Annotated in this window: 14 protein-coding genes; 7 read left to right on the plus strand and 7 right to left on the minus strand. The window is 44.8% G+C overall.

What is annotated here, in order from left to right:
- Nucleotides 1-36: 36 nt before the first annotated feature.
- A complete protein-coding gene (locus tag ACS8FB_RS06915) occupies nt 37-984 on the plus strand; it encodes a DMT family transporter (RefSeq protein ID WP_439261691.1) in 948 nt (315 codons plus the stop codon).
- Nucleotides 985-1143: 159 nt separating this feature from the next.
- Here ACS8FB_RS06915 and ACS8FB_RS06920 read toward each other — a convergent pair whose 3' ends face one another.
- From ACS8FB_RS06920 to ACS8FB_RS06935, 4 genes are all read right to left on the minus strand, one after another.
- Nucleotides 1144-1887: an amino acid ABC transporter ATP-binding protein gene (locus ACS8FB_RS06920; protein ID WP_299217208.1), complete on the minus strand. Its 744-nt coding sequence runs from the start codon at nt 1885-1887 to the stop codon at nt 1144-1146.
- Nucleotides 1888-1941: 54 nt separating this feature from the next.
- Complete coding sequence (locus ACS8FB_RS06925) at nt 1942-2679, minus strand: amino acid ABC transporter permease (RefSeq protein WP_439261692.1); 738 nt, start codon at nt 2677-2679, stop codon at nt 1942-1944.
- Nucleotides 2679-3515 (minus strand): amino acid ABC transporter substrate-binding protein, encoded by an 837-nt coding sequence (locus tag ACS8FB_RS06930; RefSeq protein WP_439261693.1) that lies wholly within the window; start codon nt 3513-3515, stop codon nt 2679-2681. The genes ACS8FB_RS06925 and ACS8FB_RS06930 overlap by 1 nt, the downstream gene beginning before the upstream one ends.
- A gap of 301 nt (nt 3516-3816) precedes the next feature.
- Nucleotides 3817-4611, minus strand: a complete 795-nt coding sequence (locus ACS8FB_RS06935) for a UTRA domain-containing protein (RefSeq protein ID WP_439261694.1) — start codon at nt 4609-4611, stop codon at nt 3817-3819.
- A 444-nt stretch (nt 4612-5055) separates the two neighbouring features.
- Here ACS8FB_RS06935 and hutU point away from each other — a divergent pair, with 444 nt between their 5' ends.
- From hutU to hutI, 5 genes are all read left to right on the plus strand, one after another.
- On the plus strand, nt 5056-6771 hold the full coding sequence (gene hutU, locus ACS8FB_RS06940) for a urocanate hydratase (RefSeq protein ID WP_439262131.1): 1716 nt from the start codon (nt 5056-5058) through the stop codon (nt 6769-6771).
- 67 nt (nt 6772-6838) lie between these two features.
- A complete protein-coding gene (locus ACS8FB_RS06945) occupies nt 6839-8230 on the plus strand; it encodes a YjiH family protein (protein WP_439261695.1) in 1392 nt (463 codons plus the stop codon).
- 138 nt (nt 8231-8368) lie between these two features.
- Nucleotides 8369-9931, plus strand: a complete 1563-nt coding sequence (gene hutH, locus ACS8FB_RS06950) for a histidine ammonia-lyase (RefSeq protein ID WP_439261696.1) — start codon at nt 8369-8371, stop codon at nt 9929-9931.
- 101 nt (nt 9932-10032) lie between these two features.
- Complete coding sequence (locus tag ACS8FB_RS06955) at nt 10033-11136, plus strand: formimidoylglutamase (RefSeq protein ID WP_439261697.1); 1104 nt, start codon at nt 10033-10035, stop codon at nt 11134-11136.
- A gap of 290 nt (nt 11137-11426) precedes the next feature.
- The gene (gene hutI, locus ACS8FB_RS06960) at nt 11427-12743 is read left to right on the plus strand and encodes an imidazolonepropionase (RefSeq protein WP_439261698.1); all 1317 of its coding nucleotides are present in this window, start codon (nt 11427-11429) and stop codon (nt 12741-12743) included.
- A gap of 123 nt (nt 12744-12866) precedes the next feature.
- Here hutI and ACS8FB_RS06965 read toward each other — a convergent pair whose 3' ends face one another.
- The gene (locus ACS8FB_RS06965) at nt 12867-13484 is read right to left on the minus strand and encodes a PepSY domain-containing protein (protein WP_439261699.1); all 618 of its coding nucleotides are present in this window, start codon (nt 13482-13484) and stop codon (nt 12867-12869) included.
- Nucleotides 13485-13723: 239 nt separating this feature from the next.
- On the opposite strand from ACS8FB_RS06965, the gene ACS8FB_RS06970 reads away from it, so the two are divergent.
- On the plus strand, nt 13724-14557 hold the full coding sequence (locus tag ACS8FB_RS06970; RefSeq protein WP_439261700.1) for a hypothetical protein: 834 nt from the start codon (nt 13724-13726) through the stop codon (nt 14555-14557).
- Between the two features lie 177 nt (nt 14558-14734).
- Here ACS8FB_RS06970 and ACS8FB_RS06975 read toward each other — a convergent pair whose 3' ends face one another.
- Both ACS8FB_RS06975 and ACS8FB_RS06980 read right to left on the minus strand, forming a co-directional pair.
- On the minus strand, nt 14735-15700 hold the full coding sequence (locus tag ACS8FB_RS06975; protein WP_439261701.1) for a glycosyltransferase family 2 protein: 966 nt from the start codon (nt 15698-15700) through the stop codon (nt 14735-14737).
- Nucleotides 15701-15745: 45 nt separating this feature from the next.
- Nucleotides 15746-17023, minus strand: coding sequence for a hypothetical protein (locus tag ACS8FB_RS06980; RefSeq protein ID WP_439261702.1), 1278 nt, complete (start codon nt 17021-17023; stop codon nt 15746-15748).
- Nucleotides 17024-17178: the final 155 nt, after the last annotated feature.

Consider the following 17178-nt stretch of genomic DNA (forward strand, 5'->3'; position numbering starts at 1 on the left):
TTTCGAGTTTGATAATACATAACAATAGAGAGCGATATGGCAAATACTGATAGCATAATGTCAGCGCGGCAATCGTGGATAGGCACCATCCAAATCATTACAGCCGCTGTCTGTTGGGGTACTTTGGGAATATTTTCTACCTACCTCAATCAAATCGGCTTTAGTGGCTGGCAGATTACTATCTTGCGCGTCGTGACTGCCGCTCTTCTTATTCTTGTTATGCTACCAAAACTATGGCCCTATTTAATCAAACTGCGTCCAAAGCAGTGGCTGGGACTGGCGCTGCAATCGTTGATTGGCGTACTGGGTATGTCGATCTGTTATTTCTTTGCCGTTATTTATGTCGGTGCTGGCCCTGCAGTCTCTCTGCTTTATACTGCACCTGTTTTTAGTCTGTTATTTTCGGCTTTTTTATTAAACGAGTCTATTACACGGCAGTCGGCATTACTGGCACTCATGGCGGTATTTGGTGTGGGATTAACGATGCTTGGTGATGAGGCGCAAATCAATTGGGGTATCGTGCTCGGACTGCTATCAGGTGTGTGTTATTCCCTATATGGCGTACTTGGCAAACGCGCTATGCACTACGCTCATCCCGCACCTTTAGTGTTTTTTACCTCTATCATCATCAGTGCAAGCGTATTGCTCTTATTGCCCGAGACCTATAGAACTTACGAGCAATTACTAAGCTTGCCACTACGTACCTGGGGCTACGCTTTAGGACTGTCTTTGATTGGGACAGTGGCGCCCTTTGCACTTTACATGAAAGCATTGGTAAAACTTCCCGCCACGCGAGCATCGGTGTTTACTATCTTTGAGCCATTGACTGCCATTGCGTTAGCAATACTACTACTACATCAATCATTGTCGTGGATACAGTATGTGGGCGTGGTACTCATTTTGCTGGCAGCTTTATTAAATGCTCTCTTAAACGGTACGACGACTCGTGTACCGCGTTGGCTAAAAAGACGACAAAAAGTGTAGTGATTAAAAGTTGTGAGCGCTTATAGTCGATAAAGAGCTAAACCCTTAGCCATGATATTATCGTTAAAGAGGTGTTACTTCTATTACTTCATCGTTTACTAGAAAAGAAGGTTTTGAGCCGTCAGAATTCAATAGATAATTGTGGCTGTTTTAGCGACACTACTGCTCTATACGCTGTAAGAACGCTTGTGTACGTGGGTGTGTTGATAGCTCAAACATCTGCTTGGCACTACCCTCTTCGACCACATAACCGTCTTCAATTAAAACCACATGATCTGCCACTTCACGAGCAAAGTTAATCTCGTGGGTCACCACGACCATCGTCCAGCCTTCAGATGCCAGCTGCTTCATGGTCTCAAGCACGTCTTGCACTAGCTCTGGATCAAGTGCAGACGTTGGCTCATCGAACAACAATAATGACGGCTCGATCGCCAGCGCCCGCGCGATACCGATACGCTGCTGCTGGCCACCAGACAGCTGAAAGGGATACAGGTCAGCTTTTTCAGATAAACCAACTTTCTTTAGCAATGCTAAAGCTTGCTCGCGAGCTTGCGCTTTACTCTGACCTTGTACGATAGTCGGTCCGAGCATCAAGTTTTCAATCGCCGTCTTATGCGGAAACAAATTATAAGACTGAAACACCATACCAGATTTGCGTTGTAGCGCCAGTAGTGCTTTTTTCTTAGGGTTAGTAGCAAAATCAATCGTCAAACTGTCATCATCAAAAGCAATGACACCTTGATCAGGAATCTCCAGCGCATTTAAGCAGCGTAAAAAAGTTGTTTTACCTGACCCTGATGGCCCAAGTATCACCACTACCTTACCTTTTTCGATGGTCAAGTCGATGCCTTTGAGCACTTGATTATGACCAAAAGCTTTGTGAATATTAGTGACTTGAATCATAAAGGTTCCTGTTGTGCTAATAATACTAAAACTGCTGGTGAATGAGTCAATGAACTACTTAGCCACGTAACGATCAAGCCTAGTTTCAAGCTTACCTTGAATAAAGGTCAAAAACAGACAAATACCCCAATATATAAATGCCGCTTCGGTATAGACCAGCATAAACTCGTAGTTACGTGCGGTGATAATCTGGGCTTCTTTGAACAACTCGGTAACCAGTACCAATGAGGCCAAAGAAGTATCTTTGACCAAACTGATAAAAGTATTGGATAACGGTGGTACCGATACCCGTAGCGCTTGCGGCAAAATCACATGGCGAAAGGTCTGCAAATACGTCAAGCCAACGGTTGACCCTGCTTCCCATTGGCCTTTAGGAATCGATAAAATCGCTGCACGCACGGTCTCCGATGCATAGGCTCCGATATTCAATGAAAAGGCGATAATCGCTGAGGGAAACGGATCAAGCTTGAGGCCAACGCTTGGCAAACCATAAAAGATAATAAATAGTTGTACCAGCATCGGTGTACCGCGAATAGCAGACACATAGATGCGAGCCAGTCTATAGATAATCTTATGAAACCAGCCTGTCCGCGGCACAATACGAATGAGCGCAACTGTCAGCGCAATCATCATACCAATAGCAAATGATATCAATGCCAGCGGTATCGAATAATAAATACCGCCTTTTAGCATCGGCCAAAAAGAATCAATAACGATTTGCGCCCGATCAGGACTCATAAACGGCAACAATGCCAATAAATCAGCCAACATCGACGTTATAGACGCTAGCATTATTTTTGTTGACTTATATCAGCACCAAAGAACTCTTCGCTAAGCTCAGTCAACGTGCCATCTGCTTGCAACTCACCCATCGCTTCATTCAGCTTTTCTACGACAGCATCATCACCTTTTAGCAGTATTAAACCTGAACCACGCTGCTCACTAGCAGGAGCCTCCAATTTAATCTCTAGGCCGCTGTCTGGGAATTTTTTTAGGTAGTCTAGTACAGCAAGTTGGTCATTCATTGTGAAATCAGCACGGTCCTGCTTCACCAGCTGGATTGCTTGCGCCATTCCATCAACAGGAACGATTTCTGCTTCATAGCGCTCTGCCATTTCACCATAGTTACTGCTCAATGATTGCGCGCTACGCAGACCCTTCAATGCTTCCCATGAGCTATAACGATTGTCATCGGTTGCTGCTAAGACGACAGCACCTGACCAGCTATAAGGTTGAGCGAGGTCGTATTTCGCTTGGCGCTCAGGCGTCGTCAAGCTTACTTGGTTGGCGACTATATCAAAACGCTCAGAATCAAGGCCTGCCAGCATGGCATCCCACTGGGTTTCTTTAAACTCAACGTCAACGCCTAGCTTGTCAGCGACTGCACGAGTCACTTCGACATCATAACCAGTTAGCTGTCCGCTTTCATCGTGATAAGTGAACGGTGGGTAAGTACCTTCTGTACCGACATTGATCGTGCCGCCGTTATTGATACGTTGTAGCAAATCGGAGCCTTCGGTTGCAGCATTATCGGTCGCACTGGTTTCCGCTTCATTGGTAGGTGACTGACCACAAGCGGCAAGCAGTACGGTACTGGCAGCAAGGGCTAAAAGATTACGACGTTTCATAAGGCGTCCTTATAAGGTAAGAAAATAATGTAATGAGCGGACCAAGTTAAACAAACCATCGATGTTGCCGCAAAATATAACTCACTCTTGGCAATATCCTACTCTGGCTGCCCGATTTGAGGGTATTATTTGTGTCTTTCAATACCATTTTATAGTATTTTTTTGGAATAAGCTTTTTGTATTAAAACGTGATTCAATAGAACCAAGCGTTAATGGTTGATAATCGTCTGCTATTTATAACTTATCTTATTACAACTTGGCAAGAATGACCGTACGAAAACAGTGACCTTACGTAAGAAGGTTAAAGTTTGCCGGAGAATTGATAACGATCCCCTGCATGCCACATCTTTACAAAGGTCAGCACCCGTCCTGCCGAATAAGTCTGACGGCGCAGTACTAACGTTGGTGACTGCGGTGCAATTTGTAGCGCATCAGCGATCTTATCAGGTGCTGCTAAGGCGCGAATGGTATAGTTACCGCGCTCAAGCGGGCTTTTGGCAATCAGATAATCGCTGGTGTTCACCATGCTAAAGTCTTGCTCAATGAATTCTGGTACTTTTGTCGCATCAACCCAGCGCTCTTCGAACTGTATCGGCTGACCATCCGCAAAGTGAATGATTTTTACTTCATATAAAACAGCTGCCTCAGTGCTATCAGTATTGCTATCAATGCTATATGAGTCAACGTTCTTTGCATTAGTGGCCTTAGAGTTAGAGGGCACGACTGCTTCATCAATACCAAATTTACGGCGCATTTCATCATCTAACATACTCGCGGTAATAGCGCGTTTGCTCACCACTTGTGCCTGATAGTCACGATTGGCCGATTTTAAATCTTGCGCGATATTACGCACTTCCACAAAGGTATGATTGAACTGCTGCTGTGCAACAAACGTCCCTGACCCTTGCCTGCGCTCTAATACTCGCTCCTCGCTTAGCTCTTTTAGCGCGCGGTTGACTGTCATGCGCGATACTTCAAACTCTTCTGCCAACGCCATTTCGGTGGAGATAGCCTCGCCCGCCTGCCACTTTCCAGAATGGATATTATCTAGTATGGCGTTTTTAATCCGCTGATATGCTGGAACTGTTTTTGTCATGTCACGCTTCACCTTTGTCATGCTCGTCTCTAACCGTTGATTCCAACTATAGCCAGTCCAATATGAAAAAGATACAGCGGAACTGGGATGAATTTTTTGCAGCCTCTGTCGGCGTAGGCACAGCAAGCTAGAAAAATTTATACCCGTTTCGCGTTATGAAATAACGTATTCATTTTATTTAGTATCAACTATATGTGACTGTGCAGCTATAAAAGTGCTGACATAATATCACGACAGTTATGACAATCACCATGAGAACACCTTATCTGATGCAGTTACTTCACCCACACCGTAGCTATTTATAAAAAAGTGCTTGCATAAGAAAATAATCTTTGATAATTTGTATATACAACTTATGTTATACCAAATAATGCTACTACTAAAATGTCACCAGCAAACTGTATAGATAATCACAAGGATATGATCATGACTACCGATAATAAAATGAACAACAACGGCACCAGCAACCGCAATGTTTTTACGCGTCGTGATGAGAGCCGCAACATTGCTGCACCGACTGGCAGTACATTAAATTGCAAAAGCTGGCTGACCGAAGCGCCTTATCGCATGATTCAAAACAATCTACACCCTGACGTGGCCGAAAACCCAAAAAGCTTGGTTGTGTATGGCGGTATCGGACGTGCAGCCCGTAACTGGGAAAGCTATGATCAAATACTCGCGTCACTCAAAGAATTAGAAGACGATGAGACCTTATTAGTGCAATCAGGCAAACCAGTTGGCGTCTTTCAAACTCATGAAAATGCGCCACGTGTACTCATTGCCAACTCCAACCTTGTCCCGCGCTGGGCAACGTGGGAGCATTTCAATGAGCTTGATCGCAAAGACCTATTTATGTACGGCCAAATGACTGCCGGTAGCTGGATTTATATCGGCACCCAAGGCATCGTCCAAGGTACTTATGAGACTTTTGTCGAAGCCGGTCGCCAGCATTATGATGGCAGCTGGGCAGGACGTTGGATATTGACTGCAGGTCTTGGCGGTATGGGCGGCGCACAGCCACTAGCGGCAACCTTTGCTGGCGCCACTTCTCTAAACATCGAATGCCAACAGTCGAGCATTGATTTTCGACTGCGTACTGGTTACGTCGACAAGCAAGCTGACAATCTTGACCATGCTTATGAGCTGATTAAACAGCATACCGACGCGGGTGAGGCCGTCTCAATCGCGCTACTTGGTAATGCGGCAGATATCTTGCCTGAAATGGTCAAGCGTGCCAATGCAGGCGAGATAAAACCTGATTTGGTCACTGACCAAACCTCAGCGCACGACTTAATCAATGGCTACTTGCCAAGTGGCTGGAGCGTTGAAGAATGGAGGGCAGCTCAAGAAAACCCAGAGCAACATGCAACATTAACCAAAGATGCCGCCGCGTCTTGTGCCGTACACGTACAGGCGATGCTAGATCTACAAGAAATGGGGGTCCCAACGACTGATTATGGTAATAACATCCGCCAAGTTGCCTTTGATGAAGGGGTAAAAAATGCCTTTAACTTCCCAGGTTTTGTCCCTGCTTATATTCGTCCGCTGTTTTGCCAAGGTAAAGGGCCATTCCGCTGGGTCGCATTATCAGGCGATCCAGAAGATATCTATAAAACCGATCAAAAAATTAAAGAGCTGTTCCCTGAAAATACCCATATTCATCGCTGGCTAGACATGGCAAAAGAGCGCATTCAATTTCAAGGCTTGCCAGCGCGTATCTGCTGGTTAGGTCTTGGTGAACGTGATAAAGCAGGCTTGGCATTTAACGAGATGGTGAAGAATGGCGAGTTAAAAGGCCCTATCGTTATCGGCCGTGACCATTTAGATACTGGTTCTGTTGCCAGCCCAAACCGTGAAACTGAGAGCATGAAAGACGGCTCAGACGCGGTGTCGGATTGGGCGCTATTAAATGGCATGCTCAATGTCGCAGGCGGTGCCACTTGGGTGTCACTCCATCATGGCGGCGGTGTGGGCATGGGCTACTCGCAGCACTCTGGCATGGTCATTGTCGCTGATGGCACAGATGCCGCTGCCAAGCGCTTAGCACGAGTACTGGTCAATGATTGCGGCTCAGGTGTGATGCGTCATGCGGATGCAGGCTATGAGCTGGCCATCAAAACAGCGAAAGACTACGGCTTAAATCTACCAATGATTAAATAGCTTGTCCTTGTCCTTATATGCTCAAGTGGTATAAGGACATTATCAACACTTTATCAAGGACGATAATATGTCTGAACGTGATATTTTGCCCCCAGGTAGCTCTGTGCCTAGAACGCCTCTAGACAGTCCAGCACCTGCTAGCCCGCCGCCTGAAAAGCTGCTGTCCAAACCTGTCGCGCTGATACAGCTAATCGTATTTAGTGCTATTGGTCTGGTGATGTTCTTTGTGCCTTTTACTATTGGTGAAAAGAGCACCATCTTATTTGATCATGGGGCAACTTATCTGGTCACTCAGCAGCACACCCTTGCGGTATTTTTGCTATTTCTACTGATGATTTATGGCGTTGGCAAACCCATTTACGATGGTTCATGGCGTAAAAATATTACCAATATGATATTAACCGCCTTTAAGATTATCAGGCTAGTACTTGCCATCCTGTATATCACTGATATGGCGCCTGCTATCATCATGGAAAAGGACATGTTGCCGTTTTTGTTTGAAAAACTGGCATTACCAGTCGGTATGATTGTCCCTATTGGCGCATTAATCCTCGCTTTTTTGCTCGGTTTTGGCTTGCTGGAGATGTTTGGGGTACTCATGCAGCCTATTATGAAGCCGATTTGGAAAACGCCCGGCTCATCAGCGATTGATGCGGTTGCGTCCTTTGTTGGCAGTTACTCTATTGGGCTACTTATTACCAATCGGGTCTTTCTGCAAAAGCAATATTCGGTCCGTGAAGCCGTCGTTATTGCTACTGGGTTTTCTACGGTATCGGCGGCCTTTATGGTCATCGTTGCTAAGACCTTAAGCTTAATGGCGTTTTGGAATCTGTTCTTTTGGTCGACCCTGATTATTACCTTTATTGTCACTGCCATTACTGCCCGTATTCCGCCTATCCGGGGTTTTGATGATAGTGCCAGCCGTCCAGATTTGGACAACCAACAAGGCAATCGCTTAGCAGCAGCTTATCATTTAGGACTAGCTACCTCACGCCGTGCGACTGACCTCAAACAAATTATGTGGTCGAACTTTCGCGATGGGGTGACGATGGCGGCAGCGATTGTGCCTTCTATCATCGCAGTAGGGTTGACAGGCCTTTTACTAGCCAAATATACGCCCGTCTTTGATGCATTAGGTTTGCTCTTGTATCCATTCACTTGGGTAACCGGTATGCCCGAGCCACTAGTTGCTGCTAAAGGCATGTCAGCGGGATTGGCTGAGATGTTCTTGCCTGCCCTATTGCTAACGGAAGCTGAGGTCTTAACCCGCTATGTGGCAGGCGTGGTTTCGATTAGTAGCGTGCTGTTTTTTTCAGCGATGATTCCTTGTGTATTGGCAACTGAGATTCCGTTGTCAGTCCCTAAGATGGTCATCATTTGGTTTGAGCGCGTAGTACTTAGCATTCTCATCGCCGCACCTTTTGGACATCTAGCGATATATCTAGGCTGGTTCGGTTAGACCGACTGAAACAGGCGGGATTAGTTAAAGAAATTTAGACAGCATAGCTTTTAGCGGTTTATAAACAACAAAGCATAAACTAAAATGTATAGACAAAAAAATACAATTAATATAGCTCATAAAATTAGGATAACTCGCATGACTGATATCAAAAAACTAACCCTACACCCACGCCAATTAAGCTTTGAGATGTTGCGCGATATTTATGAGCGACCTGTCATATTGACGTTACCCGACAGTGCTTATGAAGCGATAGATGCCTCACACGAAGATGTACGTACCATCATTGCGCGTGATAAGAGCGCTTATGGCATCAATACCGGTTTTGGCCTGTTAGCAAAAACCCGTATCAGTGATGATCAGCTTGAGCTACTCCAGCGTAACCTTATCGTTTCTCACTCAGTAGGTACTGGTGAGGCGCTACCAGACAATGTGGTCAGGCTGATTATGGTGATGAAAGTTGCCAGCCTCGCGCAAGGCGTCTCTGGCGTCCGCCGCGCTGTGGTCGATAGCCTACTTGGCTTAATCAACAATCAAATTACCCCAAACATTCCTGCCAAAGGTTCTGTTGGTGCTTCTGGTGACTTAGCACCTTTATCGCATATGACGCTGGCGATGATGGGCGAAGGCGACGTCTATGTTGGCGGCAAAAAAGTACCTGCTGCTGATGCGTTAGCGCAGCATGGTCTTGAACCCATTACCCTAGCAGCCAAAGAAGGTCTTGCTCTTATTAATGGCACCCAAGTATCCACCGCACTGGCATTGCGCGGTTATTTCTTAGCAAGAGATTTATTAGAGACCGCCACCATCGTCGGCTCTATGTCTATCGATGCCGCCAAAGGCTCGGATGCGCCATTTGATGCCCGTATTCATGAAGTGCGTGGCCATCACGGTCAGATACAAATTGCACAAGCCCATCGTCAATTAATTAAAGGCAGTGCTATTCGCGCCTCCCACGATGGCGAGCAAGACGATAGAGTACAAGACCCGTATTGCTTACGTTGTCAGCCGCAAGTCATGGGCGCTTGCCTTGATATCATCAACCAAGCAGGCAAGACTTTATTAATTGAATCTAATGCGGTGACCGATAACCCGCTTATTTTTAACAATGATGACGGCCCAGTAGCTATCTCAGGGGGCAACTTCCATGCCGAGCCAGTGGCATTTGCCGCAGACATTTTAGCCTTAGCGATTGCTGAGATTGGTTCTATGTCTGAGCGCCGTGTGGCTTTATTAATTGATGCAACCTTATCAGGCGGCTTACCACCATTCTTAGTTGACAATGCTGGGGTAAACTCAGGCTTTATGATTGCCCACGTGACCGCAGCGGCGCTAGCCTCAGAGAACAAGTCTATCGCCCATCCTGGCAGTGTCGATAGCATTCCAACCTCTGCCAACCAAGAAGACCATGTATCGATGGCCACTTATAGCGCCCGCCGCCTATATGAAATGGCGCACAACACGGCTACCATCGTTGGCATTGAGCTATTGGCTGCTGGTCAAGGTATCGACTTCCATCGTAATCTTGCTACTTCCGAAGCATTACAGGCCGCGCATCAAAAATTGCGCGAGAAAGTGACTTTTTATGACAAAGATCGCTACCTAGCGCCTGATATTGAAGCCGCAAAGCAAATAGTATTAGATGGTACGCTCACCGAATATTGGCAGTCACTGCGTAGTGATTGGTATGAGTCTAAATAGCAAAATTTTATATATAAAACCCACTCTCAACCATCTAGCTTTATTGGCGTAAGCCATACTAAATTGAGAGTCAGGTTTTATATTATGAAAGGAGGTCAACAATGACAATAGCCGTAAGCCATACTGCAGCTGATATGAGTCGGTGGACAGGACGTGCAGAGCCGTTTGAGTCTGCGCGCGCCCGCTACTGGTATCAAATAGCCCAGCCTTATGCCTTTCATAGCACCAGTCAGCAAAACGGTCAGCGCATTGGACTGGTTGGGTTCGCTTGTGACCAAGGTGTCAGACGTAATCAAGGACGCGTAGGTGCACGAGCTGCGCCGCCTTTGATTCGTCAAGCTTTTGCGGCGCTACCAGTCATCGCTGAGTTACAACAACGCTTTGATGGTCAATTGCCAACCCTACTGGGTGATGCGGGTGATATCCATTGTCATGATAATGATGATTTTGCCGAGCGTACTCTGGAGCAAGCTCAAGTAAAGTATGCCGATAAAATTAGTCATATTATCCAGCAAGGCGGGCTACCTATCGGACTTGGCGGTGGTCATGCCATTGCTTATGGCAGCTTTTTGGGATTGTGGCAAGCGCTGTCATCAGAAACCAACAAACCTACTAATGACGTTAGCACTGTTAAAAGTAATATTGAAAATGATGTTAAAAGCCATGCGAGCACAATGCCTAGCATCGGGGTGATTAATTTTGATGCGCATCTAGATATTCGTCAGTCTGATGTCGCGACGTCTGGTACGCCCTTTCGCCAGATTGCCGAGCACCTTGATGAACAGAGTCAGCCATTTCACTATTGCTGTATCGGCGTCAGCCGGTTTTCCAACACAGCCGCGCTCTTCGACCGTGCTGAGCAGTTAGGCGTACACATTATCAGTGACGAAGATTGCACCAATAAGAAATGGAAAAAAATTGCGGCTCAAATAGAAGAATTTATCAACGACGTTGATGTGGTCTATTTAACCATTGATATGGATTGCTTGCCATCGAGCGTCGTTCCTGGTGTCAGTGCGCCCGCCGCCTATGGTATTGAGCTGAGCTTCGTTGAGCGCGCGGTCAAACGTATTATGGCATCAAACAAAGTAAAAATGGCTGACATTGCCGAGATTAACCCGACCTTTGATGTTGATGGACGCAGCTGTAAAGTCGCGGCTCGCCTCTTAGCAACTATTATCGAGCAGCATTTACTTTTAGTATAAATAAATCGATACAGAATAAAAGTGTTATGAATATTTATACAAGTGACTGGGATGAATTTTGCGAAGCCTTTGTCTCGCTTGCGCACAACAAGCGAGTAAAGTTTGTACCAGTCACGCTATAACATTTTTAAAATAAACCAACCATACAAGGCTACTGAAGTAAATTTTGCACATCCTCTGTCAGCAGCACCACAGCAAGAAGCGTTTTTACCAACGACACAATGTCTATTTTAAAGTGAACGGACTATGGATGGCTGCACTAAATCTATACTAATAAGTAGGAGCACATCATGACTAATACAATAAATTCTACAGACCAAACGCCTATAAACGACTCCGCCCTAATATCATTTGACTACATCATTATCAATGCCAATCTCGCCACCTTTTCAGAGCAATACGGGTTTGATATTTATAGCGAAAACCAAGAAAAAAGCACCTCTTATGGTCAATTAGAAAGTGCCGCTATCGGTATCAAAGACGGCAAAATTGCATGGGTTGGTACGCATGAGCAAATAAAACCGCACCTTACCCATTATAAAAACGATCAAATCAAAGATGTTGATGGCAACTGGGTAACGCCTGGACTCATCGACTGTCATACTCATATCGTTTATGGTGGCAACCGCAGCAATGAGTTCGAAGCGCGATTGCAAGGTGCCAGTTATCAAGATATCGCGGCACAAGGTGGCGGCATTGTCTCAACTGTTAGCGCCACCCGCGCAGCGAATGAGGAAGAATTGTTTGCGCAAAGTGAAAAACGTCTACTCGCGCTCATCAAAGAAGGCGTGACCAGTGTCGAAATCAAATCTGGCTATGGACTGGACTTAGACACTGAACGCAAAATGCTGAAAGTCGCCCGCGCGCTCGGTGACAAACACAATATTCATGTCAGCACCACTTATTTGGCCGCCCATGCCCTACCGCCTGAGTACAAAGACAATGCCGATGACTATATAGAGCAAGTTTGCCAGTGGTTACCAATCTTGCATAGCGATGGTTTGGTCGATGCGGTCGATGGCTTCTGTGAAAACATCGCCTTTACTGCTGAGCAGATTAAGCGCGTCTTTGAAGTCGCTCGTTCATTAGACTTACCAGTGAAGTTGCATTCCGAGCAGCTCTCAAACATAGGTGCTAGTGCTTTGGTAGCAGAATACCAAGGATTATCAAGCGACCATCTTGAGCACTTAGCAGAAGACGATATTAAAAAAATGGCCGCAAGCAACACGGTAGCGGTGCTATTGCCAGGTGCTTTTTATACCTTGCGTGATACCAAGTTGCCACCGATTGAAGCCTTGCGTAAACATCAGGTGCCGATGGCCATTTCAACCGATTGCAATCCTGGTACTTCCCCATTAACCTCGCTGTTATTGGCGATGAACATGGGCTGTACCCTATTTTATCTCACTACTGAAGAAGTGTTGGCAGGGGCGACCGTACATGCAGCGCAAGCGTTAGGTCTCGCCAAAAAAGGTAAAATAGAAGTAGGCTGTGATGCTGATTTGGCATTATGGGACATCGCCCGCCCCGCTGACCTTGCGTATCAAATAGGATTGAACCCTATTGCAGGTATCATGGTACAAGGCAAATGGCGCGAGACAGTATAGCGAATTCATATAGACACTTAGCATAACTAAAGAAAGCCCCAACCATTGAATGATTGGGGCTTTCTTATTGTCTATCGATAGAAGTTAACCAAAATTTAATACAGTAGATAAACTTTAAAAGTGTTATAACTCGACTACCGTCATATCTGGCATAGCGTCTATATCATCAATTGAATTTTCAAACACTGCACCCGTCTCTGCGTCTATATTTAATTCAAATATTTGATTGTCTTTTAACACCTTAACTTCATAATAAGTTGGATGGTCCATCTCATCATCGTCACTCTCAAATTCAATCTCTAGAGTATGACCGTTGGTTTGTTTTTCAGCAATATCAATGGCATCCGTCATGTTTATCTTGGCTTGTTGCTGAACCTTATAATCGTCGATATCCTCTTTATCAAGTTGCTCGGTTTCAGACGTTACAATCTTACCCGTCGTGGCATCGACTTTTATCTCGTAGCTTGTCGTATCAGTACTGAACTCTAATTCGTAGACACTATTACCATTTTGGGCATCGCTATCATTATCGTCCAGCTCTGCGCTGACCAAAGAACCAGCAGCTTCTTTACTTGCTGTAGCAACGGCCTGTTTCAAACTGACTTTAGTTGCTTGAGCCATACTTACTTCATCAGAATAGTTTGCCGCAATAACAGCAGTACTTAATGCCCCTGTCGTCAATGCCAAAGTCAGGCAAGCACCCAATGTCGTTAGTTTAAAACTCTTAAATGTCTTTTTCATAAATTCATCCTTCTAATTATGATTTAGCTGCTCTTATGGTACGGATATATAAAAAAGACTCTAAGGTGAAAAGGTTGCAAAATGTAGCATCTATGTATTACAAAACATTGTCTAATACTCGGTTTTTTACTATATTTATCATAACCTTAGGTGATGTTATTTTAATAGACATACGTTATAATGTTTCTCCGTTTTTTATAATGTTAATTCTTCTTTCTATTTAGGTCATTTAAGCTTCTATGCTACATACGTCCCAGCCAACAGACTCATTGTACGACAACATTTATCACTCTATAGGTGACTTTGATTTCAATATTGCTACCGATGAAAATATGATATCGGCTTTGGCTTTTGCAAGCTTACCGCTTATGATTCAAGAGTCATTATTACAAAGTGAGCGGATCATATTGATAGCTAACAATCCGTCGATAGATACAGCGAGCTTAGAAGCACTATTACAGCCTACTGATATGCTGGTGTTATTCAATGACTTTATTCATGCAGACTTCTTTGTCCATCATCCGCTAGCTAAAGATTTACCAAAGCTACTGTTTTTTAGACAAATCGGTGACAGTAAGCTACATTTTGGCCTGCCGCCGCGTAGTAATAACTTAACAGCGATGCTAGATATGGCAAAGCAAGCGCCACTTGGTATTTTGTTTGGCAACACTGACTATAAGTTCCCATTGCCATCTGATGACCCAAGTCCTCATGATGACCCCATAACGGCTGACCGAGTGTTAGAGATTTCAGAGGCGCTTGATAAACTATTACGCAGTGATGAGTATTGCCGCGTATTGTCAGAACAACATGAAGTAGTAGCAGACTATCCTATCTTTGCTGATATTCATTCATCTGCGCCAACTTCAGGGTTTTTATTATATCGGTTACTTTTATCTGCACGCCTGCATATTCAGCAAAAACAGAAAGCTAAGACGCTGCTATCAATAGTGATGTTAGGTTTTAATAATGATGATAAAACCGCGCATTTTTGGGAAGGTCATAACTGGGCGTTTGAAAGACAAGAACTTGCCACACCGCCTAAAGATGTCGAAATTATTCGTCAATACTAATAGAACACTACTAATAAGATTAAACACTTATAGTTGATTCAGTTTAAAACTGATGTAGCGAGACTGGGATAAATTTCTTGCAGCTTCTGTCTACGCAGGCACAGCACGCAAAAGCAATTTGTACCAGTCTAGCGTATCAATGCCGTATATCTATTTTATTTAGTATCGACTCTATATCTACACATAAGGCGCATCTGGACAATGCGCGGCATTAATCTCCGCTTTACTGGGTTGCCGATCGATAACAATGGGCACTGTCTGCGCCTCCTGCCAATCAATCAATTGCCGCTGTGCAAACTCTACAAGCCAGCCTGCCATCGGCCAATGTTGCCATTTTTCATAAAAACGGTTGGCATTAATCACTATGCTATCGAGATGATTGAGCGGCGGCCGATAGACGCTGTGCTGCTGATGGTAAACCACGTCGTTGGTCAAATAAAAATCAATGTCTAAAGCACGTGCCATAAAAGCAAAATCCGTATCTTCAGCGCCATAACCAACATAATCGGTATCAAAGCCACCTACCCGCTCAAATTGACTGCGCATAATTGCAAAACAAAGACTCCAAAATGCGCCATAATCTTGCGTCTGTTTAATAGATTGACCCTGATGCTGTAAATCAAAGTTATCGCGATAAGGGTTAAATACGGACAGCTCATCTAAAAAGTTGACTGCCAATTTACCTTGTTGTAGCTGATTACCCTCATCATCCGTCAAAGGACGTGTCAGATAACGTGGTTGACCCATTAGTAAGGCATGGGGACGTGCTTGCAGCTTACTATGTAATTGCTCAATAAAAGTTGGCGCGACGATACAATCCACATCCAAGAAAATCATGGCCTCATGTGTGGCACGCGCAGCGCCAAGATTACGATTATGACCAATATCAAACGAGGTGCTACTTGCCAGTCCCTTCTCAGTCGCTGTAGTCGTTGCTATCTTAATAATATTTAAATCGTAGTCTGCCAGACGTTCAGCCTCAGCATCGTCATTAACGATAATAACCTCGCTTGGTTTGACGCTACCCTGCGCCAGGCTACCAAGTAGATTGTAGAGATGCCGATTGCGTCCGTAACAGGTCGTTATTACACTCACGGGAATGGTGTTGTGTGCAGCGTTTGCTACTTGGGGTATGGTAGTCATAAATATCTTCTTTACTTTTATTATTATAAGTTTCTTTGTTACTTCTTATTTCTCAGGTTTTAAGTCCAACTGCGGCAATAGCCATTCTGCAAACCAAGCGTTCACAGAAATATAGTCAGCGATGCTATTCATAAAGTTTTGCGCCGCCATAGTGGGGTTTTTGACCAAAGCAGTCTGCTCATTGCTCATGGTTTTATCGCTCATTGATAAAAAAGACGTTCCATTCTGACTGTCTATATAGGAAGTTTGAGCCATAAACTGTGCCCAACTTAAAGCACGCCCTTGCTCAATTAAGGCTTCTGCCATCACTTCTTGCTCACGATGTGGACGCACATCAGGCAGCACCACAAGCGGCGTTGGGTAATCATAGACTTGCGCGATACCATTGAGACCACAGGCCATCAACAGCAAATTACTATAGGCGATAAATGGCGTCACATCATCCACATGGGCGGCGATATCAACACAATGTCTTACTTCTTCATTAATAGGGCCAAGAGAGACAATTATAGTGTCTGGTAACAGTTGGCGCAGCTCTGGCAGCTTGGCATCAATAGCTTCATGACCACCATAACCTTTAATCACAGTGGCTATATGAGTTTTAACACTGGTTTTTGGATTAGTTTTTGGATTATTTTCAGCATTGGTTTTATCATGATCATAGATTGCTTTATCAGCACTTGAGTGCGAGCATAGCTGTTGTTTAGTAGCGTCATTTTCGCTGAGCGTCATGAGCTTATCTATAAACTCGCTAAAGCTGGGCAGACTTTGGGCTTTGTTTGGCAAAAAATCAAGATATAGTGTTTTTTGGCGTACCCAGTCTGGCGTTGCTGCCGCTTCAAGCATCTTTGGATAAGGGGCTAATAATCCAAGCGCGCCAGCAAAGGCGTTTAAATGCGGTATGTCATCGCGCTCGCCTGCCAGCCTCACATACAAATAAGGTACGCTAACGGTACGGCACAGCATAGCGACTTCGACACTGACATCGACAATCATCAAATCAATCCGGCGCTGATAAATAGCATCAAGCAGCTGCCAACTGCGCTTTTGAATATTTTCATTACCCACTGGCGAATAGTGCAAACTGTTTGGCTGCCAGTATTTTCCAGCGCGCCCTGGTAGTACATCATCTGGCAGCTCATCCTCAGCACTCAAACGTACGATTTGCTCATCAGTTATCGTACTGAAGTGATAAGCGTCATTAGGCAAACTTGTAAACACCGTCACTTTCTGACGCAACTCTGATGGTAGCAAGGCGGCCAGTTTATCTGCTTGGCGGCAGTGCCCCGAGCCATGGTGATGAGCATAATAGCCGATACGCATTATAAAAAGTTCCTAACAGGTTAAGGCAGTCACTGATATAGTTAATCCTAAATAAAAAGAATACAGCTATGCCAGCGTGCTACTGGTATAAATTTTGCGCAGCCTCTGGGTACGCAGCACGCAAGGAAAATTTATACCAGTAGCGCTATGTTTTT

The organism is Psychrobacter sp. 1U1 (genome assembly GCF_051847535.1).
In the GTDB taxonomy this organism is placed as follows: Bacteria; Pseudomonadota; Gammaproteobacteria; order Pseudomonadales; family Moraxellaceae; genus Psychrobacter; species Psychrobacter saeujeotis.